We start from the raw sequence: 23,404 nt of genomic DNA, 5'->3' as shown, positions 1-23,404 counted from the left end.
GCGATCATGAGCCATTGGGATACCTCGAACATTCCCGATCAGACTGGCCGCACGATCATCGTCACCGGCGCGAACAGCGGGCTGGGTGCGGTGGCGGCGCGTGCGCTGGCCGGGGCGGGTGCGCAGGTGGTCCTGGCCTGTCGGAATGTGGCCAAGGGCGAGAAAGTGGCAGGTGAGATCGGGGCGCGGGCCGAGGTGCGCGAACTCGATCTCGCGAATCTGGCCTCGGTGCGTGCGTTCGCCGATGCGGTGGACCGGGCCGACGTGCTGATCAATAACGCGGGCGTTATGGCGGTGCCGCAGCAGCGGACCGCCGACGGCTTCGAAATGCAGATCGGCACAAATCATCTCGGTCACTTCGCGCTGACCGGGCTACTGCTGGACAAGATTTCGGACCGCGTGGTAACCGTCTCCAGCGGTGCGCACCGGGTCGGCAAGATCGATCTGGACGATCTGAACTGGGAGCGGCGCAAATACCAGCGCTGGTCCGCCTACGGTCAGGCGAAGTTGGCCAACCTCATGTTCGCCTATGAACTGCAGCGCAGGCTCACCGCGGCGGGTTCGTCGAAGATTTCGGTGGCCGCACATCCCGGTTATGCCGCAACGGAACTGCAGTCCCATACCGAGTCCGTCCTGGACACGGTCATGGCGCTGGGCAACCGGCTGCTGGCGCAGAGCGCCGAAATGGGTGCGCTGCCGGAGATCTACGCGGCGACCGAACAGGTCGAGCCCGGCGCGTTCTACGGTCCGGTCGGATGGGGCGGTATGCGCGGCTATCCGGGGCTGTCCGGTTCCACCGCGGCCGCCAAGGACGAGCAGGTCGCGCGCGGCCTGTGGGACCTGTCGGAGAAGCTGACCGGCGTCACCTACACCTTCGGCAAGTAACCGAATCCATTGCGGCGCGGGTCGACTCGGTCCGGCCGAGTCGGTGATGTTGCGTGATGCGGGTCACATTCGGGCCTGTCACACTGGGGTGGGCCGCGTCGTCCTCTCTGTGAACCCAACCGAATGGAAAGGCACAGATCATGGAACAGCGCTTCAACCTCTACGCCAACCCTGTCGCGGGCAGCTACGTCAAGCGCCTCATCACCGCGGGCAAGGTCGTCGACGGATCCTCTCTTCCCAAGGCCACCTACGAGCTGGTCAAGATCCGCGCCAGCCAGATCAACGGCTGCGGCATGTGCGTCGATATGCACACCAAGGACGCCGCGCACGCGGGCGAGACCTCCGTGCGACTCAACCTGGTCGCCGCCTGGCACGAGGCCACCGTCTTCACCGAGGCCGAGCGGGCCGCCCTCGCACTGACCGAAGAGGCCACCCGCATCGGTGACGGCCGCGGCGTCAGCGACGAGACCTGGGAGCAGGTGCGCAAGCACTACGACGACGATCAGACCGCGGCACTCATCGCGGCCATCGCGACGATCAACGCCTGGAACCGGATGAATGTGATCGCCCGCACCCCGGCCGGTGACTACGTCCCGGGTCAGTTCGGGTGAGCTTCGGCACGAAAGTCGGCCCTGCGGATAGTCCCTGGTACAGTCACCGTCGTGCAGCGCGTCTATTTCTGGTTTAGCGAACCGGCCCAGGGTGGGTCGGTCTGCGGCAACCATTTGCGCTGACCTCATTTCCAACCCCGAGCCGGATGATGGACCGGCTCGACGGGTTTCACGTCCGTGGGTCGGCCTTGACGAAAAGGAACCCACAAGCGATGACTACCGCAGCCGACGTCGACGCGCGGCATGCCCACCCGTCACCCGACCACCACCCCTCATCGAATCGCTCCGCGATGCTGTTCGATCTGGATGACCAGCGCACCCTGAGTGTGAGCCCGTTGCGCTCACCCGCCGAGGTGCGCCAGGTGCACCGGATCACCGATCCGCTGGCCGACGTGGTCCGAGCCGGTCGAAAAGCCACGGTCGATGTGCTCGATGGCACCGACGATCGCCTGATGGTGATCGTCGGGCCGTGTTCGGTCCACGATCCGGCCGCCGCATTGGACTACGCCCGCCGCCTCGCCGCCAAGGCGGCCGAGCTCGACGATCGGCTGCACGTGGTGATGCGGGTGTACTTCGAGAAGCCGCGCACCACCCTCGGCTGGAAGGGGCTGATCAACGATCCGCACCTGGACGGCTCCTTCGACGTCAATACCGGCCTCGGCATCGGCCGCAAGCTGCTGGTCGATATCACCGCGCTCGGTCTGCCCGTGGCCTGTGAATTCCTCGACCCGATCACCCCGCAGTACATCGCGGACCTGGTCTCCTACGGCGCGATCGGCGCGCGCACCGCGGCCAGCCAGGTGCACCGCCAGCTCAGCAGCGCGCTGTCCATGCCGGTCGGCATCAAGAACGGCACCGACGGCGATGTGCAGGTGGCCGTCGACGGTGTACGGGCAGCCGCGGCCAGCCACGTATTCCCCGGCACCGATCTGGACGGCCGCTCGGCGCTGATCCGCACCACCGGAAATCCGGACTGCCATGTGATCCTGCGCGGGGGTAGCACCGGCCCGAACTACGACGCCGCCTCGGTCCGCGAGGCCTGCATCCGCTTGGAGAAGGCATCGCTACCGCAGCGGATCGTGGTGGACGCCAGCCACGGCAACAGCAATAAGGATCACAACAAGCAGGTCGATGTGGTCACCGATATCGCGGGCCGGTTGGCCGCGGGCGAGCCGGGTGTGGTCGGTGTGATGTTGGAGAGCTTCCTCGTCGCGGGCCGCCAGGATCTGACCCTCGGGCACGCCGACGCGTTGACCTACGGTCAGTCCATCACCGATGCCTGCATCGATTGGGAGACCACGGCCGCCCAACTCGATTGCCTGGCCGATGCGGTGCGGCAGCGCCGCGATCACTGAAACTCCGAGCCTGTCGCCCCGGTGAAAGCCGGGGCGCGGCTTCGGATTCAGCGCGGTTTCGCGACGACGCCGAGAATATCGCCGGAGCACACGGTGGTGCCGTCGAAGCCCGCGGTCGCCAGATAATCGATGAGATGTCCGGGTGCGGGCTTGGGACCGGCGCCGGGCGGTCCGTCCGGTTGTCCGTATCCGTAGAACAGGTACAGCGCGCCATCGGGCGTGAGGACCTGCCGGATCAGCGTCAGTTCGGCGGTGGGCCGTCTGGTCCAGAACAGATTCACATTGACGGCGACAACCTTGTCGAAGCCGCGGGCCGGTCCGATTTCGGCGAGTACCCGGGCACGGTCGAGCTGTTCGAGTCCGGCGTGCAGCAGGTGGACCTTGCCGGATTCGATCAATGCGGCATGGCGTTTGCTCGCACGGGCGATGGCCGCCGGGGAACGATCGACGCCGACGATCCGACCGCCGTCCAGCCGTGCGGCCAGATAAGCGATCGAGTCGCTGGAGCCGGGACCGATCTCCAGGATCCGGTCGTCGGGCCGCAGGTGCATGGTTTCGGCGATCCACTCGAATCGGGCATCGGCCGCCATATTCGCAATCTACGACTGTTGTGCCGCGCCCGTCGCCGGTTCGGTCCTACCCGTCGCCCGACCCCTTATCGAATCGCTACGCGCTGCCGAATACATCGGGCGGCCAATTCGGCGCCGGTCCGGGCGGATCCGTCGCCAGCCGTCCAGCCAGCCAGGTATCGCGGCGGCTGCCGCGCTGCATACTGCCGAGTCGTGCCATGCCCTCGTAGCGAAAACCGTTGCGGCGAGCCACCGCGGCCGAGGCGTAGTTGCCGACGAAGGCCCGCCAGCTGATCCGGCTCAGCCCCAATCCTGCTGGCTGAAAACCGAATTCGCACACCAGGGCGACCGCACGCGACATCAGTCCGTGCCCGCGTGCCGCGGAGACCAGCCAGAAGCCGATCTCCGATGCCGAGTCGTCGCGTGCGTTGAGATCGATCATGCCGACGACCGGTCCGTCCGCGCGCGTGCGCAGCGCCCAGATCGGACTGCGGGTGGCCCAGCCTGGGGCGACCATATCGTCGAGGAAGGATTCGGCATTCTTCCGGTGATACGGCACCGGAATCGTCACCCACTCGGCAATGCTGGGCTCCTGGCAGCATGCGACGATATCGTCGATATCGGCCTCGGTAGGCCGCGACAACCAGATGGTTGTGTCCGAGAGCGGATGATCCTCCATATGAGCATGGTGTCATGACCGGCTCGTCGGGCCCATCAGCGCGGAACGTAGAATCAGCTCAATGGTTGCCGCTCTTCTCGCCGACTTGTTCGAATCGCATCGGGCGCATCTGCTCTCGGTCGCCTACCGGCTGACGGGCAGTGCGGGCGACGCCGAGGACGCGGTGCAGGAGAGTTGGCTGCGGCTGGCCGGTGCGCATCAATCCGAGATCGAGGATCTGCGTGGCTGGCTGACCACCGTGGTCAGCCGAATCTGCCTGGACCGCTTGCGCAGTGCCGCGGTGCGCCGGGAAACCTATGTGGGGCAGTGGCTTCCGGAGCCGGTCGTGACGGCTATCAACCCATCGACCATGCCGGATCCGTTGGAGGCGGTGGTCCGCAAACAGGAATGCAGTCTCGCGGCCATGGTGGTGCTGGAGAGCCTGACGCCGCCGCAGCGGGTGGCATTCGTGCTGCACGACGGGCTTTCGGTGCCATTCGACGAGATCGCCGAGATCCTCGGCATTTCGGTGGAGGCGGCGCGTCAACTCGCCGTGCGGGCCAGGAAATCCGTCGCACAGGCCCCGCCGCCCGTCCCGGATGTCGAGCACGCGGCCGCGGTGCGCAAGTTCATCGACGCGCTGTCGGCCGGTGATATCGGCGCGATAACAGCTGCGCTGCACCCGGATTCGGTGATGATCGGCGATGCGAACGGCACCACGGCCACCGCGATCAATGTCATCGCCGGTGCGGACAAGGTCGCCCGTTTTCTCCTCGGGCTGGTGCGCAAGTATGGTTTGGACGGCTCATCGGAGCCGACGCTGGAATTCGAATTCGCCACGGTCAATGGGCAATTGGGTCTGGTCGTGTATCGGGTCGGCCCGGGTTACGGGCGGCTCGATGGTCCGCCAAGGGTGATCGGATTCGCGGTTCGCGACGGATTGGTCTGCGGCACCTACGATCTCGCGAATCCGGAAAAACTATCGCACGTCCGCCTCGGGTGAAGCGATGCCAGGCCGGGCCCTCATCGCCAGGCCTGACACCGCCTCCGGATTACGGCGTGGACGAGCCGAGGAACCAGTCCCCGGTAGACGATCCCGCACCGCTATTGCCGGTCGATGAGCCGTTGAACCAATCGCCGGTGGAGGAGCCGAACCCGGCGATCAGGTCGTGTGCGACATTTCGCAGGAAACCCAGTACCGTTCCGGCGACCTCCGACGCGGCCGGTTGCAGTACCAGGTCCAGATACGAGGCCATAAGCGCCCCTTTCGAGATACCGCCGCAGGTCGGCGGTTTGTGAGGTAGAACACGGCGAGGCTAGCCGCCACTGGGAGAACGCACAACTATGCAGGTAGAAGGCTCAATCCGAAAGTGAAATATAGCCTTTCGCTATCTGATGGCAACAATGGCGACCGCTGGGCTACTCTCCGGATATGTCCTCGCAACCCGCGACCGTCGCCCGCCTACGCCCCTTTGCCTCCACCATCTTCGCGGAGATGACCGAATTGGCCGTGCGTCACGAGGCGATCAACCTGGGTCAGGGCTTTCCGGATACCGACGGGCCCGAGGGCATGCTCGAGGTCGCGCGTCAGGCCATTGCCGACGGGCTGAACCAGTACCCGCCCGGCCGCGGTATGCCGATCCTACGGAGCGCCATCGCCGCCGACCGCGCCCGCCGCTACGGCACCCAGTACGACCCGGACAGCCAGGTCCTGGTCACCGTCGGCGCGACGGAGGCGATCAGCGCCGCCGTGCTCGGCCTGGTGGAGCCCGGCCGAGAGGTCGTGCTGATCGAGCCCTACTACGACTCCTATGCGGCCGCGGTCGCCCTGGCCGGAGCGCGGCGGCGCACGGCCCATCTCGTCGCCGACGGTGACCGCTTCGTACTCGACCTGGACAGCCTGCGCGCCGCTATCACGCCCGCGACCAAGATGCTGATCGTCAATTCACCGCACAACCCGACCGGCACCGTCCTCGACCGCGCCGATCTGACCGCGATCGCCGAAATCGCCTGCGAGCACGACCTATTGGTGCTCACCGACGAGGTGTACGAACACCTCGTCTACGACGGTAACGAGCACATCAGCCTCGCCACCCTGCCCGGTATGGCCGAGCGCACCGTCGTGGTGTCCAGTGCGGCAAAGACTTTCAGCGTCACCGGCTGGAAGACCGGCTGGGCGCTCGGCCCGACCGAACTCATCGACGGTGTGCTCGCGGCCAAACAATTCCTGACCTTCGTGGCGGGTGGGCCGTTCCAACCGGCCGTCGCATACGCGCTGAACAATGAACTCGACTGGGTCGCGGGATTGCGAGACACGCTGTCGGACAAGCGCCTCCGGCTCGCCGCCGCACTGAAGGACACCGGCTTCGGGGTGAAGGAGAGTGCGGGAGGCTATTTCGTCTGCGCGGATATCACGCCGCTCGGCGCAACCGACGGCTTGGCCTTCTGCCGGGAACTGCCGGTTCGGCTGGGTGTCGCGGCCGTGCCGCTGATCGCCTTCGCCGACCACACGGAGGCGTGGAATCACCTGGTGCGCTTCACATTCTGCAAACGCGACGAAACCCTCGAAGAGGGTGTACGCCGACTCCGTGCCGGTGTTCGAGTGGGCTAGGCCCGGTCCTGCGGGCGACGTCGGGCCTGTGGTGCGTGCCAGTCGTACCGCATCGCGAGCAGCCGGAATACGATCGCGCCGAGGGCGGCGCAGGCGCCGGTAATCGGGTTGTAGGCATTGAGATGCAAGAGCGTCGCGGTCGTTGCCGCACCGAAAAGTGCTGGTACCGCATAGATCTGCTCGGGTACCAGCACACTCGGCGTCTGCCCGCCGAGCAGGTCGCGGATCACCCCGCCGCCGATCGCGGTGACCAATCCGAGCAGTGTGGCCGATGGCGCGCCGAGACCGTGGTTGTAGGCGATCACCGTGCCGGTCACGCAGAACAGCCCGAGCCCGAAAGCATCGGCCACACCGAGCGGACCGCCGGTCACCCGCGGCGACGGATGCCAGAAGAAGATGACCGCGGCGGCGATCAGTGCGGTCCACAGGTAACTGAGATCGACGAATGACGCCGGTGGTGTCCGACCGATCACCAGATCCCGAATGACACCACCACCCAGCGCCGTACTGCAGGCCAGCACCACGATCCCGAAGACGTCGAATCCGCGCCGCACCGCGAGCAGCGCCCCCGAGGTCGCGAAGGCGAAGACGCCGAACAACTCCCCGACATGCTGGGCGGTATTCACAGCGGAATCGAAATGCGCCATGCGCACACGATCACATATTCCGCGGTGCTCGCCTTCAGGCAGGCATCGGCCGCGCGCGGTCGGTCGCGACGAGTACCGCGATGCCGCCGAGCATGGTGCCCATGAAATAGCGCTGGATCCGCAACCACAGCGGCCGAGCGGTCAGAAAGGCGGCGATGCCGCCCGCCCCGAGCACGATCAGCCCGTTCACCGTCAAGGCCACCGCGATCTGGACCGTCCCCAGGCACAGACTCTGCAACCAGACCCGGCCGTGCTCGGGCGCCACGAACTGCGGAATCAAGGCCATGTACATGATCGCGATCTTCGGATTCAGCAGGTTGGTGACCAGCCCCATGGTGAACAATCGCCGCGTCGGATCCGCGGGTAGCTCGGCGGGCGCGAATACCGAGGTCCCACCGGGCCGCATCGTCTGCCAGGCCAGCCACAACAGGTATCCGGCACCGGCCAGCTTCACCGCCAGATACAGGCCGGGAACGATGGCGAACACGGCGGTAATCCCTGCCGTGGCCGCCGCCAAGTAGACGCCGAATCCGGCCGCGACACCGCCGAGCGACACCAATCCGGCCCGACGTCCCTGTGAAACACTGCGTGACACCAGGTACATCATGTTCGGTCCCGGCGTGAGCACCATCCCCAAGGCGGCCGCCGCCACACCCAGAATCGCCGCAGTTTGGATCATGTTCTCGATCCTCACGCACATGCGGCGGCCCCGTCTCGGTCCAGTTGAGCGGCGGTGGACTGGCGTGACCGCCCATCTCGCTCTGGTGAGATCCGGGCGACAATAGGCGGTCAGTGCATTCCCACCAGGAACAAAACAGGCCGCTCGGACGCTGTATGTCGAGGCCGACGCGAGCAACGCCCGTCGGCGGGGGCAGGATCGATGCCGCATCCGATGGGTTGTCGGTGGTGTCGGGGAGAATGAGCCGGAGTCGCACGAGCGATCGGGTACTAAGCCGGACGCCGTATACGAGGAGAGAACGTGACCGAGCGTAGCGAGGGCACCATATGCACAGCACCTCCGGTCGCAGCGGAGCTGAGCGCGAGCGAGGCGGAGCTGTGACCGACGGTCCGCTGATTGTTCAGAGTGACAAGACGCTGCTGCTCGAGGTCGACCACGAGTTGGCCGGGGTGGCACGGCAGGCCATCGCGCCGTTCGCGGAATTGGAGCGGGCGCCGGAGCACGTGCACACCTATCGGGTGACGCCATTGGCGCTGTGGAATGCGCGGGCGGCCGGGCATGACGCCGAGCAGGTGGTGGATGCCCTGGTCAGCTACTCGCGGTACGCGGTGCCGCAGCCGCTGCTTGTCGACATCGTGGACACCATGGCCCGCTACGGCCGGTTGCAGCTGGTGAAGAATCCGGCGCACGGGTTGACGCTGGTCAGTCTGGACCGCGCGGTGCTCGAGGAAGTGCTGCGGCACAAGAAGATCGCCCCGATGCTCGGCGCGCGCGTGGATGAGGACACCGTCGTCGTACATCCGTCCGAGCGCGGCCGGATCAAGCAGATGCTGCTGAAGATCGGCTGGCCCGCCGAGGATCTGGCGGGCTATGTCGACGGCGAGGCGCATCAGATCGAGCTGGATTACACCGGCGGCAAGTGGCATCTGCGCGATTACCAGGAGATGGCCGCCGATTCGTTCTGGGCAGGTGGTTCGGGTGTCGTGGTGCTGCCGTGTGGTGCGGGCAAGACGATGGTCGGCGCGGCGGCGATGGCCAAGGCGCAGGCCACCACGCTGATCCTGGTCACCAATACGGTGGCCGGACGGCAGTGGCGGCGTGAGCTGCTCGCGCGAACCTCGTTGACCGAGGACGAAATCGGCGAGTACTCCGGTGAGCGCAAGGAGATCCGTCCGGTCACCATCGCCACCTATCAGGTGATCACCCGTCGCACCAAGGGCGAGTACAAACATCTCGAACTCTTCGACAGCCGGGACTGGGGCCTGGTCATCTATGACGAGGTGCACCTGCTGCCCGCCCCGGTCTTCCGGATGACCGCCGATCTGCAATCGCGGCGTCGGCTCGGTCTCACCGCGACCCTGGTGCGCGAGGACGGCCGCGAGGGCGATGTGTTCTCGCTGATCGGCCCCAAGCGCTACGACGCGCCGTGGAAGGACATCGAGGCGCAGGGCTGGATCGCCCCCGCCGACTGCATCGAGGTCCGGGTCACCCTCACCGATGCCGAGCGGATGGCCTATGCCACCGCCGAGCCCGAGGAGCGCTACAAGCTCTGCTCGACCGCGCGCACGAAAATCCCTGTGGTGGAATCGATTCTGGCTCAGCACAAGGATGCGCCGACGTTGGTGATCGGCGCGTATCTGGATCAACTCGACGAACTCGGTGCCGATCTCAATGCGCCGGTAATTCAAGGTTCGACGAAAACCAAAGAGCGCGAAGAACTTTTCGATGCGTTCCGGCGCGGTGAGATTCCGGTGCTTGTGGTGAGCAAGGTCGCGAACTTTTCCATCGATTTGCCCGAAGCCTCTGTCGCGGTGCAGGTTTCGGGAACATTCGGTTCGCGCCAAGAAGAAGCGCAACGGCTCGGTCGACTGTTGCGGCCGAAACAAGATGGTGGCCAAGCCCACTTCTATTCGGTCGTCGCACGTGACACCCTGGACGCCGAATATGCCGCGCACCGTCAGCGTTTCCTCGCCGAACAGGGTTACGCCTATCGCATTACGGATGCCGATGACTTGCTGGGACCGGCCATCGGATAAGCGGAGGAATTCGCTCCGATACGTGTGCTAGGAATGGAACGTGCGACGCTTCGAATTCGCGGTGGACCGGCAGCACGCCCATGCGGTCAACGAAGTCTTCGCCGACCTACGTCGACTGCGTGTCATGGCGATCGCGGCCGCCGTCATCGCCGCGACCGGCACCGCCTATCTGATCTGGCTCAACCATCCGTGGGCCTATCTGCTGGCGATCGCGTTCGCCCTCGGCGCGGTGGTCGCGCTGTGGGTGGCGTTCTGGACACCGCACCGCTCCAGCATCGACAAGCTCTACGCCGACGGTGAGCTGGTCCCCGCGGTGGTTTCCGAAACGCATCCGAGTGGCGTCGTGCTGCTCGCACTGGTCGATGTCTCGGAGACCCACGAACCGCGCTATGCGCTTGTGATCAGGAAGGTCAGGGATCTGCCCGGCCACGAGAAGCGCGCGGGCGAGCGGGTGCCGTCGGTCGCGGTGCGCACCGATCGCGCACCCCGTCAGGTCGGCGAGCGCTGGCAGTCGGTCAGTGCCATGCCGATCGCCTGGGGCACCCGCGACGGCACCGTCATCGATCGAGCGCGCGCGGCCATCAGCGAGGTCGAATGGCGTTTGCTCACCGATAATCTGGAACTCGCCGACAAGGTGCGGCGCACCTCCGCCAAACGATTGCTGCTCGACCCGCACCAGCTGCCCGGCGACCTGGGTTCCTGATCAGCCGAATTCCCTTGCGCCGCCGAATAGACTCGATAAATGGTTCCGGTCTCCAACCTGCTGGCTTTCACCGCCGCATCGTTTGTCATCATCGTCATCCCCGGACCGGGTGTGCTCTTCACCATCGGCCGGGCCCTCGCGCTCGGCCGCCGCGCCGCTCTGGTCTCGGTATTCGGTCATGCCGCGGGCGTTTTCATCGCGCTACTGCTGGTCTCGGTGGGCCTCGGCACTCTGCTCGCCGCCTCGGCGCTCGCGCTCACCGTGGTCAAGTTCGTCGGTGCGCTCTATCTGATGTACCTGGGGATCCAGGCGATTCGGGAGCGCAAGGCGTTGCGGGCGGCGCTGAACGCGCCGATCGACCCCGGCGATGCCAAGGTGTTTCGGCAGAGCGTGTTCGTCGGGCTGACCAATCCCAAGGCGATCGTCTTCTTCTCGGCGGTACTGCCGCACTTCGCCGAACCGTCGGCGGGTTCGCTGCAGTTGCAATTCCTGATCCTCGGCACCATCTTCCTGGCGATCGCCTTGGTCTCCGATAGCGCGTGGGGGCTGCTCGCCGCATCCGCCCGCGCCTGGTTCGCGCGCTCGCCGCAGCGACTGGAGGCGGTCGGCGGTGCGGGCGGTGCGATGATCTTCGGGCTCGGCGCGTCGGTGGCGCTCAGCGGTAGCGCCGACTGAAGCGACTACCATCCACCGAGGTCGGGTGGGACGGTGGAAGGGGTGGTGGTCGCATGAGGTGGTCCGGCTGGTTGTGCGCGGCCATGGTCGCCGCGCTGGTCGCCGCCCCGATTCCGGCGAACGCTGATCCGCTCGTCGGTGCGCCGGGGCTGGACGATCCGTATTACCCGCTGGACGGCAATGGCGGCTACGACGTCGGCCATTACGAGGTCGGTATCGACTACGACCCGGCGAGCCATCAGCTCACCGGCACCACCAGGGTCGAGGCGACCGCCACCCAGCCGCTGCGAATGTTCAATCTGGACTTCGACGGCCCGGATGTGCGCATGGTCTCGGTGAACAACCTGCCCGCTGCCTTCGATCGCAACGGCGAGCACGAACTGACCGTGACCCCACTGCTGCCGCTGCTGCCCGGCCTGCCCTTCATCGTGACCGTCGACTATGCCGGGCAGGCCAGGAACACCGAGGGCGAGGGCTGGACCTATTCGCCCAGCGGCGGGGCCTTCGTCTCCGGTGAACCGCATTCGGCCACCACCTGGTATCCGCTCAACGACACTCCGCTGGACAAGGCCACCTTCACCCTGCACGCGTCGGTTCCCGCGGAATGGGAGGTGGTTTCCAATGGTGTGCGGACCGAGAATGCGGTCATCGGCGCCAAGCGCAATGTCACGTGGGAGTCGCACCAACCGGTGCTCGGCTACCTGACCACCGTCGCGATCGATCATTACCGCTACCTGGAGCAGCGCCGCGCCAACGGCACCCCGCTGATCAGCGCATTCGCCCCGAAAGCGGAGCGCAATTGGGAAACCGAGCAGCGCCTGCCGGAAATCCTCGACTTCGAGGAGGCGCTCTACGGCCGCTATCCCTTCGACGCCGCGGGCGGCATCTACGTCGACGCGGATCTGGAGTTCTCGCTGGAGACCCAGACCCGTCCGATCTACGCACCGTGGACCGACCTACAGACTGTCGTGCACGAAATCGCACACCAATGGTGGGGCGATTCGGTATCGGTGCGGCAATGGTCCGATATCTGCCTGAACGAATGCTTCGCCAGCTACACCGCCGACTATCTGTGGCCGGAGCAGAAGGAGGGCAAGGACGTCGACGCGGCCTACCGCGAAACCATTCAGAAACAGCGTGACAACCAGAAATTCTGGGATATTCCGCTGGAAAATCCGGGGGTCGGAAATGAATTCATCGCCGTCTACTATCGCGGCCCGCTGTTCCTGCACGCCCTGCGCAAACAGCTCGGCGACGACGTATTCTTCACGGCCGTCCGGGAATTCAATGCCATCCATGCCTACGGCAATGCCTCGATGCCGGAGTTCCGCACCTTCATACAGTTGAAGTCCCCGACCGATCTGACCGGCTTTTTCGACGCCTGGTTGAACCGCACCACAATGCCCCCGGACGTGTATCTCTACCCGGGTGCACTGCGCGGCTGAGGTTCAGTCGACGCGCTCGCGCGCCCGTTTCACCCAGCGCTCGGCCCGATCGAGTTGCTTCTGGGCCGCGCGCAATTGTTCCTGCGCACCGCGCTCGGCGGTGCGGGCGAACTGTTTCTGCTGTTCGGCATGGGCAAGCTTTTCCCGTAGTGCTTCGATGCGGGATTCGCTCTCGGCCAACCGGTTTGCCGCCGCGTCGGCTTCGTCTTGCGCCGAATCCCATGCCGCACGGGCGGATTCGAGGGCTTCGAGTGCGTCATCGAGTTCCTGCTGCGCGTTGTCCTCGGCCACAGGCTCAGCGGATTTCCTTGTGCCCGTGCCCTTTACCGAGGCGAGTGCCGCACCACCACCCGGACCGAAACCCGCATAGCTCGCCGCTGTCACCAGTGTGCCGCTGCGCACCTGCTCGGCGACCGTGTCATCGGCCAGTGCCGCCGTCAGCGTCTGGCCCACCTCGCGCAGCACCCCCTCGGTGACCGGATGTCCGCGATCGGCGGCCAGTGCGCCCGCCCGCTTGGCAAGGGCATTGACGACCTGCTGGCGCTGCGTGGTCAGTGCGCGCAACTGCTCGCCGGACAATTCCCGTTGCGCCTTGCGCAGTGCGGATCCGAGCTGTAGCAGCGCATCGACATCATCGGGCGCCGCGCGGGCCAGCAGATTCACCGTCCAGGCGACGACCGTCGGCTTGCGCAGTTTGCCGATGGCGACCGCGAGTTCCTTATCGCCCGCATTCTTGGCCTCGGCCACGCGTGCCGCCCTGGCGGCGACGAACTCACCAGGGTCGAGTCCGTACAAGTCGACGGCGACCTCTTCGAGCCTCATACGTGCCAAGCGTAACGGCCGGGTCTCCGCCAGCGACAGAGTGCACATACTGGACAAAAGTCCACGTGTTTGTAATGCGAAAGGCATTGATAGTGAACAGTTCCGGACTCACGGTCATCGCTACCCTGATCCCGAAATACGTAGGCCTCGTACTGCTTGGACTGAGTGGGCTGCTCGCGCAGTACTGAGCCGCGCCTCCTGTTGGTCGGTCGTCCGAACCGCTGATGCGGTTCGGGCGACCGGAACGGTATTCTCACCGCGTTCACAACTGCTGTGAACACGTTCGGTGAGAGAGGGTTTCACGTTGAAGTTCCCAGGAATGAGGCTGCTGGCACGCATTGTGCTCGCCCTCCTGGCGGTGGGCGCATTGGTGGCCGCGGTGACCGGTTGTTCGGCGCTCGACAATGCAAGCAAGTCCGACACCGCCAAGGCGAAGGTCGGTGACTGCATCAATGTCACCGACAGTTCGTCATCGGCCACCAAATCCGAACCGGAGGACTGCTCGTCGCCGAAGGCGGTCTACAAGGTATTCAAGACCGCGGACCAGAAGCTCGAATGCGCGGCCGAGTACACCACCTACACCGAGGACCTGGTCAGTGGCGGCCAGGCCTACATGTGTCTCGCGCCGAACTTCAAGCAGGGCAGCTGCTACGCCGATGTCGGCACCAACCCGTACAAGTACGTAGACTGCTCCTCCTCCGAAGCCACCTTCAAGGTGGTGCAGCGCATCGACGGCCAGGCCGACGAATTGCAGTGTGGCGCCGACGCGACCAGCTTCGTGACCGTTCCGGACCCGAAGGTCACCTTCTGCCTCGGCGCTGCCAAGGGCTGATTATTCGAGTAGGGCGACCGACGCGATCCGGTGCAGGGTGAAATGCCGGATCGTGCCGGTGACCGGGTCCAGTGCGTCGAGCTGGCCGTTGCCGACCTTGAGCGGTTCGACCACGCGCTGTGACGCGACGCCCTGGGCGTCCACATAACCGATATTGACCGACCGCCGCACCCGCGCCGCCAATTGCAGCAGCGCCAGGGTTGCGGCGGTACTGGTTCTGGTGCCGTCGGGACGCACCGACTGGCCATTGCGGGCGCTGGCGGCCCGCTCACCCGCGCGCAGCTCCGCGACGAGCAATGTCAGCTGTTCGGTGCTCGGCGGCGTCGGGCGATACGGCTGCCTGGCATGCGGGCGCACCGCGATCCGGGCGCCGCGTGGGCGTAGATCGACAATGGTGCCCGCGGAATCCTCACCGGCCGGGGCGAATCCGGCCGCGCGCAACCGCTCGAGCAATTCGCCGAGCGGGGCCTGGGCGATCGCGACGGTGGGTGCGATGGCCCGCAGCGCAAGTTCGCTCGCCACCGGCGAACTCAGCACCTGCGCGAGCAGTGCCGGATCGTCACTGCGGACGAACGACTGCGCCATACCGGCCCGCAGCTGGCCGTGTCGGCGCGCGACGTCATCGATGAGGTAGGTCAGCGACTGCGGGATCGGCGTGCGGGAATGCGTGGTGAACAGCGTATGCAGCTCGGCCGCGGTCATCCCGGCATCCAACGCGCGCCGCACCGATGTGTCGCTGATCCGATAAACCGTTGCCGCACCCGCGGATTCGATATCGGCCACGAGTGCCACCCGGCTCTGTAGCTCCGGGGTCAGCGGACCGGGCGCGATGACCGTCAGATCCGCCTGGACCAGCACATGGTCGATCGGCTCTGGCAGTGCCGATTCCATTTCGGCCTCGGCATCGGAGGCGCTGGTCGGCGAGGCGTGCAGCAGCGCCCGCGCCGGTGCGGCGAGCGCACCGCGTCCGATGAAGCCGAGCGTCGCGGCTTCGTGCAGCGTGTGCTCGACCGCCTCGGCCCGAAAGTGCCTGCGCCACCGCGGTTGCCGCCAGGCCAGCAGTCGGCCGATATCGGTGGGGTCGAATGCGGTGCCGGTCGGATATTCGGCGAGCAGATTCAGCATGGCGCGCCGGTCGCGTGGCGCGTGCGGGGTGCGCAGTTCGATCGACAATGCCGCCAGCGGTTTGTCATTGGCGTCGCGCATGCCGATCATCCACGGCATGCGGTCCAGGTCCAGCCAGGCCTGGGCCAGCGCAACCCAGCGCCGCGCGGGCGGAGCGTCGCGCCAGCCGTCGGCGGCCGGGGTCGGCGCCCAGAAGTCGTCGGTGGAGTCGAATTCCGGTGGCGGGTCCGGCATACCCTTCTCGATGAGTTTGGCCGCGGCGAGCAGTTCGACGAGCAGTCCTGCACGTGGTTCATCGATACCGGTCTGTTTGGCGATGCGGCGCAATTCCCGCACGCCGAGCCCACCCGCGCGCAATGCGGGCGCGGGCGCTTGGCCGAGTGCCTCCAGGATGTCGGCACAGTGCCGTAGTAGCTCACCGACTTCGCCCGCCGCGACCGCATTCACTTCAGCGGGGGTGTACTCGGTCGGTGTCGGCTCCGGTGGTTTCAGCGCGTGCGGATGGGTCACCGGTTCCCGGCGCAGCACCTGGCCGACGGTGATCGGTAGTTCGACCGTCTCCTCGTCGATCCAGTGCAGTAATCGGCGGCCGAGCAGTTGCTGGATCGGGCGGTCGGCCGGTGTGCCCGGTGCGGCGTCCCTGGTGCGTCCGCGCGGGCCGGTGCTGGCCAGCTTGTCGAGCAGCGCGCGTTCGGCCGGGGAGACCGCCGCCAGTGCCGCGACCACCTCGGGCTCGGTCAGCGCATCCGGAAGTTCGGTGGTGCTGCCGATCGGCCACGGCAGCGCCTCGGCGGTGGCCGGAATCAGATGTAGGTCGTCACCGTCGTTCCAGACCAGCGCACGATCGGACAGACTGGTCAGCGCGGCATCGATCGCCGCGACCCTCACCCGATCTTTCAACTGCACGCGCAATGCCTTGCGACTCATCGGCGTCCCGCCCGAGCCCGTCGCCCGATGCACCGCAAGGGTTTCCACGATCGCGAACTCGAGTGTGTCCAGGTCATCGGTGGCACGCAGGACCGACGCGCGCTGCTCGGCGCGGCCAGCGAGCACGGCCATGGAGGAGGGAAGTGGCACGGCCAGATCGGGCCGGAGTTCGAGCAGCGCCACCAGCTGCGCATCGCTGCGGGCCGCGAGCCACCCGGCCAGGGATTCGGTCGCGGGCTTCCCGGGCCCTTTGCCGGTTGTGAGTGCCGCGTTAGTGCCGTCGCTGGCCTGCGGTCGTGTGCCCGGTCCGGCTTTGGGCGTCCCCGACGAGTTACCCATGTGCTCTCGAGATCAATCGTTGCGTCGCAGTCCGAAAATTGTCGATTCTGTCAGCCTAGTAGATGTCGTTCAGCTGTCGCGGGGCGTGGGCAGCGACGGAGGGGCAGGGTGCTGGCGGGTCGCTCGCGTGCCACAATGTGGTCGTGGTGAACAAATCGAAGAAACCCTATGTCGACAATGGCTGGCCCTCGCTCGAGGACGGTGGCCACGCGGTCACCGAACTGTCGTCGACTCGTTCCGGTGGGCTCTCGCCGTTCGGTGAGGACACCGAGTTTCCGGTCCCGGCCGATCAGCTGCCCTACATGCACCCGAACACGGTGATCAACCGCTGAGCGGCGAATCGCTCGGCAACCGGACGGAAAACCCGCGGATACGAAGAAGGTCCCCGCATCACATGGATGCGGGGACCTTCTTCGTATGGTCTGCGTGCGGACTCAGGAGGGCAGCAGGCTCTTGTTCGCCTCGTAGAAGTTCACGACTGACGGGTCGAGCTGAGTGCCCTTGGCGGCATTGAAGAAGTCGAGGGCTTCCTGCGGGATCTGCACGCCCTGGCCCTGGACGACGGCGACGGCACGGTCGATCGCGTCGAACACCTGCTGGCTCGAGTCGGCGACGGCCTGCTCGGGCGCGGGGGCCGCGTTCCAGCGGGGGGTCTCGGTGGAGGAGGGGGCGGTGCGCGGGGTGGATCCGCTGCTCAGGCCGAGCGAGGAGGAGCAGGCGGGCCAGGCGCCCCAGCCCTGGCTGGCGAGCACCTTCTCGCCGACTGCGATCTGCTGTTCGCGGGTGGCCTGGTTGGCGGTCGCGGCGTATTCGCCGCCTCCATGAGCATTCCACGTGGAGGGGGAGAACTGCAGTCCGCCCTGGAAACCGTTGCCGGTGTTGATGCCCCAGTTGCCGCCGGCCTCGCACTGCGCGAGGCGATCCCAATCCTGGTCGGGTGCCGCGCTGGCGTTTCCAGCGAGAGCCACACCAGCGGTGCCGATGATCGCGCCGGTGACGGCGACCTTGGCTACGGTGCGCCCGGTGGAGGTTGGCTTGCGATGGCGTCCACTCATATCGGGTTCTTCTGCCTCTCGTACGCATCTGCAAGTGGTCCGGACTGAGAGGTCGTCCGTCCCGCCCTCACCCCTGCTTCCGTTGGGGTCCGGTACCCGCGGGGTGAGGCTGATGCGGCGGGCCGGTGGTTGCCGGTTGTCCCGGCTGGGTAAGACCGTACGACGATCCGCGGGAAAAATCACTATTTGGTAACCGGCGGGTCCGCGCGGGTCTCGGACCGGTATCGGTTGCGGCGGAGAAGCTTCCGCGCAGCTGAGACACGGTGCGGACGGGCCGGTCGCGGGCGGCTGCCGCTCCGTTACCGCGCTGTTATGTGACGAGGATCACACTGATGGTTCGGTAACGATTAGCACGGGTAACCGGTTTACCGCGAACGTCGGCCGGACCACAGTGCGAAGACGATCGCGCAGAGGAAACCGAGCGGCGCCAACATCGCCAGCAGATATAGCCACAGACCGGGGTCGGAATCGCTCAGCACCGGTGTCAGGAAGATGGCGACGATCGCGAGTAAGCCGATCGCGAACAGACCGAGTGCCACGTACAGCAACCGGTCGCCGACGCGGCGCGGTGAGCGGCTCGGGGGCGGTGGCGCGGATGGGTTCGTCACTGCTCGACCGTAAAACTGATGTGCTTGCGTTATTCGCACCGGGGTAGACTCGGTGTCTATCGCGTCCTGCATAGCTGTGGGGCGCGTTCTTTTCGCAAACTGACAGGCGCTGTCCGAGGCGGTATGCCGGACCAGCACCTGGGCAGACGGATGTGCTCGGGCCGCTGGGGTCCGGGTTTCGATGACGAACGGGTGAGTGCAGTGCCGACCGGCAGGGTGAAGTGGTACGACGTCGAAAAGGGCTTCGGCTTCCTTTCCCAGGACGAGGGTGAGGATGTCTATGTCCGTTCGTCCGCGCTGCCCGCTGGCGTCGATGGGCTCAAGCCCGGTCAGCGCGTCGAATTCGGGATGGCCGCCGGTCGTCGTGGGCCGCAGGCACTGAGTCTGAAGGTGCTCGAATCGCCGCCTTCCGTCCGTCAGGGCCAGGACCGCGATCGCGGAGCGCACAAGGAACCGGCCGCGCGCAAGCACACGCCGGACGAACTGCACGGGATGGTCGAGGACATGATCACCCTGCTCGAGGCCAAGGTGCAGCCGGATCTGCGCAAGGGTAAGTACCCGGATCGCAAGACCGCGCAGCGCATTTCCGAAGTGGTGCGGGCGGTCGCGCGCGAACTCGATCACTGACGTTCGCGGAGAACGCATTTCGCGCGCTGCCCGGCTTACTGGGCAGCGCGCGAAGCGTTTTCGGACCGTTTCGAGCGACCTGCAAGCAGTCGCTGCCGACCCTTGCGAGCGACCCGCAAGTGTCGCTACGACGAGGTGCTGATCGACCAGGCCGCGTGCGGGACGTAGAATTCCCGGCCGGTCTCGTCACGCGCGAGGATCGGCAGCTGCAATTCGACACCGACGAGCCGCAATTCGGGCTCCGGCTTCGAGTCGATGGTGACGGCGCGCGCGCCTGCCGGAAAGTCGTTGCGGCTCACCACCCGATCCACCTTCTCGCCGGTGGGCATGGCGTAGACCAGCTGCGCCAGCCAGGGCGCGTCGGCGATCTTCTTCGGCAGGGACAGCTGCAGCGGATATCCGGCGGGGACGTCGAGGGTGACCGTCTCGCCGTATTTGCAGTCCTCCATTTTCACTGTGCAGTACAGGAATGGGGACACCGTGACGGTCTTGCCGTGGGCGTATGCGGTAACGGTCGGGTCGGGGTGGTCCGCATTGCGGACCAGCACCGTCAACACGCCGACGAAGGCGACGGTGAACACCAGTAGGGCCGCCACGCATAGCGCGACGACGGTGCGGGTACTTGGCTTGCTCACCAGATCGGGTCTCCTGTGCCTCGTTGCATGTGTTCAGTGTCGCCACCGCGCTCCTTGCCGCGTTGCGCGGCTCGGTCGGCGTCGGCGTGTCGGGAAGTCGCGACTTCCTGCTCCGCATGTTCTGGGCGATGTCCACCCAGACCGGGCAGCAGGGAATGGCCGCGGTCGCTGATGAAAGTCTGCAGCAGCCCGAACAGCAGGACCGCGGAGATGAACGCGAAACCCTGCCAGTAGGTGGTCGGCATCAGCACGCCCGCCGCACCGCCGAGGACCCAGCTGAGCTGCAGTACGGTCTCGGACCGGCCGAAGCCGGACGCGATCGATTCCGGCGGCAGATCGTCCTGGATGGAGGCGTCGAGCGAGACCTTCGCCAGCGCGCTCGCACCCGACGCGACCAGGGTGGCCACCGCGGCGCCGAGCAGATTGTTCAGGAAGACCGCGAGCAGGGCGACCACGCAGCAGGCGGCGGTGCAGCCGAGCACGATCAGTGACGGCTTGCCCAGTTTGATCCTGGCCCCGGTCGCATTGCCGACGAAATTGCCGACCGCCGCGGCGACGCCGACCACGCCGAGCATGGCGGCCTGCTGCCAGCCGCCGTGCTCGGTCGCCTTGGCGACGAAGGCCACATAGAAGGTCAGGAAGCCGGTCAATACGCGAATGGCGCTATTGCCCCACAGGCCGGTCACCACCGCGCGCCCGAGCGGCTGCCTGCGCTTGCGCGGTGGCACCGTGGCTTCGGTTGCCGGACTGAACAATTCGGTTTTCGCGTGATAGCTGAGGGTCGCCGGGACCTCGCCCTCGGTGACCTCGACCCAACGCGGGATGCGCAGGCTCAGGAAGGTGCCCGCGATCGCGATCGCGGCGGCCAGCACAAGTGCGCCATTGGAACCGGCGATCGCGGCGGCGAGTGCGGCGACCGCGCCCGCGCCGATGGTGCCGCCGACCAGACCGAATACGGTGAGCCGAGAGTTGGTGCGCACCAAATCGATTTCCGGTGGTAGCACGCGCGGCGTCACCGCGCTCTTGAGCACGGAGAACGATTTGCTGCCGATCATCATGCACAGGGCGAGCGGGTACAGCGCCCAGCTGTCGAAGGCCATGATCAGCACCACCGCGACCACCGCGCGCAGCGCGAAGGAGGTGGCCAGTGCGAGTCTGCGGCCGCGCTGCAGGCGGTCCAGCATCGGTCCGATGAGCGGGGCGATCACCGCGAAAGGGGCGATCGTGATCAGTAGGTACAGCGCGACTTTGGTCTTGCTCTCGGCGGTTGCGCTGGCGAAGAACAGCGTGTTGGCCAAGGCCACCGCGATCGCGGCGTCCAGGGCGAAATTCGCCATGGTGGCGTAGGTCAGCGCGGTCAGGCCGGATTTGTCGGCGCCGTCGGCTTTGGCGGCGCGCTGGAAGCTGGCGACGCCGCGGTGGGTGAGTTCGCGGCCGCGCATGGCGGCGACGCGGGTGACGGTCAGCTTGCGCGGGATGCGCTGCGGCTCGGCCGGGGGTTCGGGCTCCGGCGGCGGTTCCGCCGGGTTCGCGAGCGGCCTTGTCGGCGGTGGTTCTCGGCGTTGCGGCGGCTCGGGTGGTAGAGGCGGAAGGGGGGACCGACGCGATGGGGCATGGGGTGGCGGGTAGCGGTCGTAACCGGGGTGACGCTGAATCGGTGGGGACTCCTCGCCATCCCACGGACCACGGTCGGAACCGGAGGGATCGCGGGGAGTAGTCACAACCTCAATTCTGTCGTACATCGGCGAGTTGGGTTCAATTGCCGCTCCAAGCCGTCCGGAAAGGTGACCTGGCTCGCTCAGTCGGGCACGAATCGGACCTCGAAGATGGTCGGCCAGTATTTGCCGGTGATCAGGAAGTGATCCGTGCCGGGGAGTTGGGCGATGCCGTTGAGCACATCGGTGCCGGCGCGCACGGTCGCGGGCAGCAGGCCGCGCGCATCGATGACCGCGAGGACGTGGCCGGTTTCGGGATCGATGCGCAGGATCTCATCGGTGGGATAGGAATTGGCGTAGACGGAACCGTCTGCGGCGCAATCGAGTTCGTTGAGCCTGGCGCGGTTGCGGGAGGTGAGGGTGACGGTGCCGGTAGTCGCGAAGGTCACCGGATCGCGGAAGGTCAAGGTGTCGGTGCCGTTGCTCATCACCAATCTGTCCGCGCGGGTGCACAGACCCCAGCCCTCGCCGTCGTAGGACGCCCTGCCGCGTTCGGCCAGCGTCGCCGGATCGCGGGCGATGGCCACCCGGTTCTGCCAGGTGAGCTGCCACAGCGTGGCACCGGCTTTGGTGATGCCCTCACCGAAGTAGGGCGCGGGCAGTTGGGTGCGGGTCAGTTCGTTGCCGGTCGTCAGATCGGTGGCCCGCACATCCGACGCGCCCGGCATGCCGGTGCCTTCGTAGAGCACATTGCCGTCGACCTCCAGACCCTCGGTAAACGCCCGCGGATCGTGCGGACGGGTGCCGACCACCTCGATGTGCAGTCGCGGCGAATCGTCGTCCGAGGCCCCACAGCCGGTAATTCCGAGCATGCTGACCAGGACAACGACGGCCAGCGAACGCCGATTGCGCTCCATACGGCAAAATGTAGGCCGTGAGCGCAGTATCTGTTTCGCAGTCCGGCGTGCGGCCGATCCTTGCCGATGCCGTCGACGTGGCCCGCCGTGCGCTCCTGGAGCTGGAACCGACCGGCGTCGGCGCGCATCTCGGTGTCACCGCCGAGGACGAGACCGCGGCGACCCACCGGTTCGAGGCCACCCTGTCCGGTTACCGCGGCTGGCAGTGGGCGGTCGTGGTGGCCGCCCCGCCCGGCGCGCTGTACGCGACGGTGAGCGAATCGGCTCTGCTGCCCGGTCCGGACGCGCTGGTCGCACCCGAGTTCGTCCCGTGGGAGCAGCGCGTGCGCCCCGGCGATCTGGCGCCCGGCGACCTGCTCGCCCCACCCGCCGACGATCCGCGGCTGGTGCCCGGCTATGTCGCCAGCGGCGATCCGGCCGTCGACGAGGTCGCGGTGGAAATCGGCCTCGGTCGCACCAAGGTGCTCAGCCGCGAGGGTCGCGAGGAAGCCGCCGAACGCTGGTACTCCGAATACGGCCCCGAAACCGATATGGCCAAGGCCGCCCCCTCCACCTGCGGCCGCTGCGGCTTCTACCTCCCGCTAGCCGGTGCCCTCCGCTCCGCCTTCGGCGTCTGCGGAAACGCCATGGGCGCCGACGGCCACGTAGTCCACGCCGAATACGGCTGCGGCGCGCACTCGGACGTAGAAGTCCCGACCGGCGGAGGATCGCCGCTGTACGAGGCGTATGACGACGCCGCGTTCGATGTGATCCCGGCGGATGCGCTGCGAAAGCCCACGACCGAAGCCGCACCGGATGCGGTGACCGGCACCAGCGAAGCCGCGGCCACGGCCGAGCCGAGCGACCGCACATCCGACACTGCCGCTGAGCCGAGCGACGCAGCGGGCAAGGTCGCGACCGACTCGGGGGAGTCGGCTGCCGCCGTGTCGGATGACGTTGCGGCTGAGCCGGTTGCCCACGACGTCTCGTTGCCCGGCGAGCCCGCGGC

At 66.6% G+C, this 23,404-nt stretch carries 24 protein-coding genes and 1 pseudogene; 13 read left to right on the top strand and 12 right to left on the bottom strand.

Annotated elements, in window-relative coordinates; genetic code table 11:
• Positions 1-6 precede the first annotated feature (6 nt).
• The 3 genes from NA5_RS20070 to NA5_RS20060 all read left to right on the top strand — a co-directional run bounded on the left by NA5_RS20070 (position 7) and on the right by NA5_RS20060 (position 2,851).
• Complete coding sequence (locus tag NA5_RS20070) at positions 7-885, top strand: oxidoreductase (RefSeq protein WP_062988293.1); 879 nt, start codon at positions 7-9, stop codon at positions 883-885.
• Between the two features lie 140 nt (positions 886-1,025).
• Positions 1,026-1,496 (top strand): carboxymuconolactone decarboxylase family protein, encoded by a 471-nt coding sequence (locus tag NA5_RS20065; protein ID WP_062988291.1) that lies wholly within the window; start codon positions 1,026-1,028, stop codon positions 1,494-1,496.
• 212 nt (positions 1,497-1,708) lie between these two features.
• A complete protein-coding gene (locus NA5_RS20060; protein ID WP_371856441.1) occupies positions 1,709-2,851 on the top strand; it encodes a 3-deoxy-7-phosphoheptulonate synthase in 1,143 nt (380 codons plus the stop codon).
• Positions 2,852-2,898: 47 nt separating this feature from the next.
• On the opposite strand, the gene NA5_RS20055 is transcribed toward NA5_RS20060, so the two are convergent.
• Positions 2,899-3,441: an SAM-dependent methyltransferase gene (locus NA5_RS20055; RefSeq protein ID WP_062988287.1), complete on the bottom strand. Its 543-nt coding sequence runs from the start codon at positions 3,439-3,441 to the stop codon at positions 2,899-2,901.
• Between the two features lie 76 nt (positions 3,442-3,517).
• Positions 3,518-4,099 carry a GNAT family N-acetyltransferase gene (locus tag NA5_RS20050; RefSeq protein WP_062988285.1) on the bottom strand — a complete coding sequence of 194 codons (582 nt, stop codon included), beginning with the start codon at positions 4,097-4,099 and terminating at the stop codon, positions 3,518-3,520.
• A gap of 61 nt (positions 4,100-4,160) precedes the next feature.
• Between NA5_RS20050 and NA5_RS20045 the strand changes: the two genes are divergently transcribed.
• Positions 4,161-5,081, top strand: coding sequence for a sigma-70 family RNA polymerase sigma factor (locus NA5_RS20045; protein ID WP_062988283.1), 921 nt, complete (start codon positions 4,161-4,163; stop codon positions 5,079-5,081).
• A gap of 49 nt (positions 5,082-5,130) precedes the next feature.
• Here the strand turns inward: NA5_RS20045 and NA5_RS20040 are convergent, their stop codons facing one another.
• Entirely contained in the window at positions 5,131-5,334 is a 204-nt protein-coding gene (locus NA5_RS20040; RefSeq protein WP_062988281.1) for a hypothetical protein, read from the bottom strand.
• Positions 5,335-5,510: 176 nt separating this feature from the next.
• On the opposite strand from NA5_RS20040, the gene NA5_RS20035 reads away from it, so the two are divergent.
• Positions 5,511-6,689 carry a pyridoxal phosphate-dependent aminotransferase gene (locus NA5_RS20035; RefSeq protein ID WP_062988279.1) on the top strand — a complete coding sequence of 393 codons (1,179 nt, stop codon included), beginning with the start codon at positions 5,511-5,513 and terminating at the stop codon, positions 6,687-6,689.
• On the opposite strand, the gene NA5_RS20030 is transcribed toward NA5_RS20035, so the two are convergent.
• Positions 6,686-7,336 carry a trimeric intracellular cation channel family protein gene (locus NA5_RS20030; protein ID WP_062988277.1) on the bottom strand — a complete coding sequence of 217 codons (651 nt, stop codon included), beginning with the start codon at positions 7,334-7,336 and terminating at the stop codon, positions 6,686-6,688. The two genes, NA5_RS20035 and NA5_RS20030, sit on opposite strands and share 4 nt — an antisense overlap.
• A gap of 34 nt (positions 7,337-7,370) precedes the next feature.
• A complete protein-coding gene (locus NA5_RS20025) occupies positions 7,371-8,015 on the bottom strand; it encodes a LysE family translocator (protein ID WP_062988275.1) in 645 nt (214 codons plus the stop codon).
• Positions 8,016-8,392: 377 nt separating this feature from the next.
• Here NA5_RS20025 and NA5_RS20020 point away from each other — a divergent pair, with 377 nt between their 5' ends.
• Genes NA5_RS20020 through NA5_RS20005 form a run of 4 tightly spaced genes read left to right on the top strand, consistent with a single transcriptional unit; the run spans position 8,393 to position 12,874 of the window.
• On the top strand, positions 8,393-10,051 hold the full coding sequence (locus NA5_RS20020; protein ID WP_062988273.1) for a DNA repair helicase XPB: 1,659 nt from the start codon (positions 8,393-8,395) through the stop codon (positions 10,049-10,051).
• Positions 10,052-10,091: 40 nt separating this feature from the next.
• Complete coding sequence (locus NA5_RS20015) at positions 10,092-10,754, top strand: DUF3239 domain-containing protein (protein WP_062988271.1); 663 nt, start codon at positions 10,092-10,094, stop codon at positions 10,752-10,754.
• A gap of 39 nt (positions 10,755-10,793) precedes the next feature.
• Positions 10,794-11,429 carry a LysE family translocator gene (locus NA5_RS20010; protein WP_062988269.1) on the top strand — a complete coding sequence of 212 codons (636 nt, stop codon included), beginning with the start codon at positions 10,794-10,796 and terminating at the stop codon, positions 11,427-11,429.
• 53 nt (positions 11,430-11,482) lie between these two features.
• Positions 11,483-12,874: a M1 family metallopeptidase gene (locus NA5_RS20005; RefSeq protein WP_062988267.1), complete on the top strand. Its 1,392-nt coding sequence runs from the start codon at positions 11,483-11,485 to the stop codon at positions 12,872-12,874.
• Positions 12,875-12,877: 3 nt separating this feature from the next.
• Here the strand turns inward: NA5_RS20005 and NA5_RS20000 are convergent, their stop codons facing one another.
• Complete coding sequence (locus NA5_RS20000; RefSeq protein WP_062988265.1) at positions 12,878-13,696, bottom strand: hypothetical protein; 819 nt, start codon at positions 13,694-13,696, stop codon at positions 12,878-12,880.
• A 319-nt stretch (positions 13,697-14,015) separates the two neighbouring features.
• Between NA5_RS20000 and NA5_RS19995 the strand changes: the two genes are divergently transcribed.
• Entirely contained in the window at positions 14,016-14,528 is a 513-nt protein-coding gene (locus NA5_RS19995; protein ID WP_062988263.1) for an LppU/SCO3897 family protein, read from the top strand.
• Here NA5_RS19995 and NA5_RS19990 read toward each other — a convergent pair whose 3' ends face one another.
• Positions 14,529-16,919: a helicase-associated domain-containing protein gene (locus tag NA5_RS19990; protein WP_084484275.1), complete on the bottom strand. Its 2,391-nt coding sequence runs from the start codon at positions 16,917-16,919 to the stop codon at positions 14,529-14,531.
• A 143-nt stretch (positions 16,920-17,062) separates the two neighbouring features.
• Here NA5_RS19990 and NA5_RS19985 point away from each other — a divergent pair, with 143 nt between their 5' ends.
• Complete coding sequence (locus NA5_RS19985; RefSeq protein ID WP_062988419.1) at positions 17,063-17,251, top strand: hypothetical protein; 189 nt, start codon at positions 17,063-17,065, stop codon at positions 17,249-17,251.
• A 102-nt stretch (positions 17,252-17,353) separates the two neighbouring features.
• On the opposite strand, the gene NA5_RS19980 is transcribed toward NA5_RS19985, so the two are convergent.
• Positions 17,354-17,974 (bottom strand): resuscitation-promoting factor Rpf1 domain-containing protein, encoded by a 621-nt coding sequence (locus tag NA5_RS19980; protein ID WP_062988260.1) that lies wholly within the window; start codon positions 17,972-17,974, stop codon positions 17,354-17,356.
• Positions 17,975-18,339: 365 nt separating this feature from the next.
• Positions 18,340-18,582, bottom strand: a complete 243-nt coding sequence (locus tag NA5_RS19975) for a hypothetical protein (RefSeq protein ID WP_062988258.1) — start codon at positions 18,580-18,582, stop codon at positions 18,340-18,342.
• Positions 18,583-18,783: 201 nt separating this feature from the next.
• Between NA5_RS19975 and NA5_RS19970 the strand changes: the two genes are divergently transcribed.
• Positions 18,784-19,209: a cold-shock protein gene (locus NA5_RS19970; protein ID WP_062988417.1), complete on the top strand. Its 426-nt coding sequence runs from the start codon at positions 18,784-18,786 to the stop codon at positions 19,207-19,209.
• Positions 19,210-19,334: 125 nt separating this feature from the next.
• Here NA5_RS19970 and NA5_RS19965 read toward each other — a convergent pair whose 3' ends face one another.
• The 3 genes from NA5_RS19965 to NA5_RS19955 form a co-directional block, all read right to left on the bottom strand.
• The gene (locus tag NA5_RS19965; protein ID WP_062988256.1) at positions 19,335-19,844 is read right to left on the bottom strand and encodes a DUF2771 domain-containing protein; all 510 of its coding nucleotides are present in this window, start codon (positions 19,842-19,844) and stop codon (positions 19,335-19,337) included.
• Positions 19,841-21,565, bottom strand: coding sequence for an MFS transporter (locus tag NA5_RS19960; RefSeq protein WP_062988415.1), 1,725 nt, complete (start codon positions 21,563-21,565; stop codon positions 19,841-19,843). The genes NA5_RS19965 and NA5_RS19960 overlap by 4 nt, the downstream gene beginning before the upstream one ends.
• A gap of 77 nt (positions 21,566-21,642) precedes the next feature.
• Positions 21,643-22,416 carry a glutaminyl-peptide cyclotransferase gene (locus NA5_RS19955; protein ID WP_062988254.1) on the bottom strand — a complete coding sequence of 258 codons (774 nt, stop codon included), beginning with the start codon at positions 22,414-22,416 and terminating at the stop codon, positions 21,643-21,645.
• A 47-nt stretch (positions 22,417-22,463) separates the two neighbouring features.
• On the opposite strand from NA5_RS19955, the pseudogene NA5_RS42335 reads away from it, so the two are divergent.
• Positions 22,464-23,384, top strand: a pseudogene (locus NA5_RS42335) (DUF3027 domain-containing protein); the annotation flags it as partial.
• Positions 23,385-23,404: the final 20 nt, after the last annotated feature.

Origin of the sequence: Nocardia anaemiae NBRC 100462 (assembly GCF_001612725.1) — a bacterium.
Taxonomy (GTDB): Bacteria; Actinomycetota; Actinomycetes; order Mycobacteriales; family Mycobacteriaceae; genus Nocardia; species Nocardia anaemiae.
The sequence above is the reverse complement of the archived record's forward strand: the minus strand, read 5'-3'. Positions and strand labels throughout refer to the sequence as shown.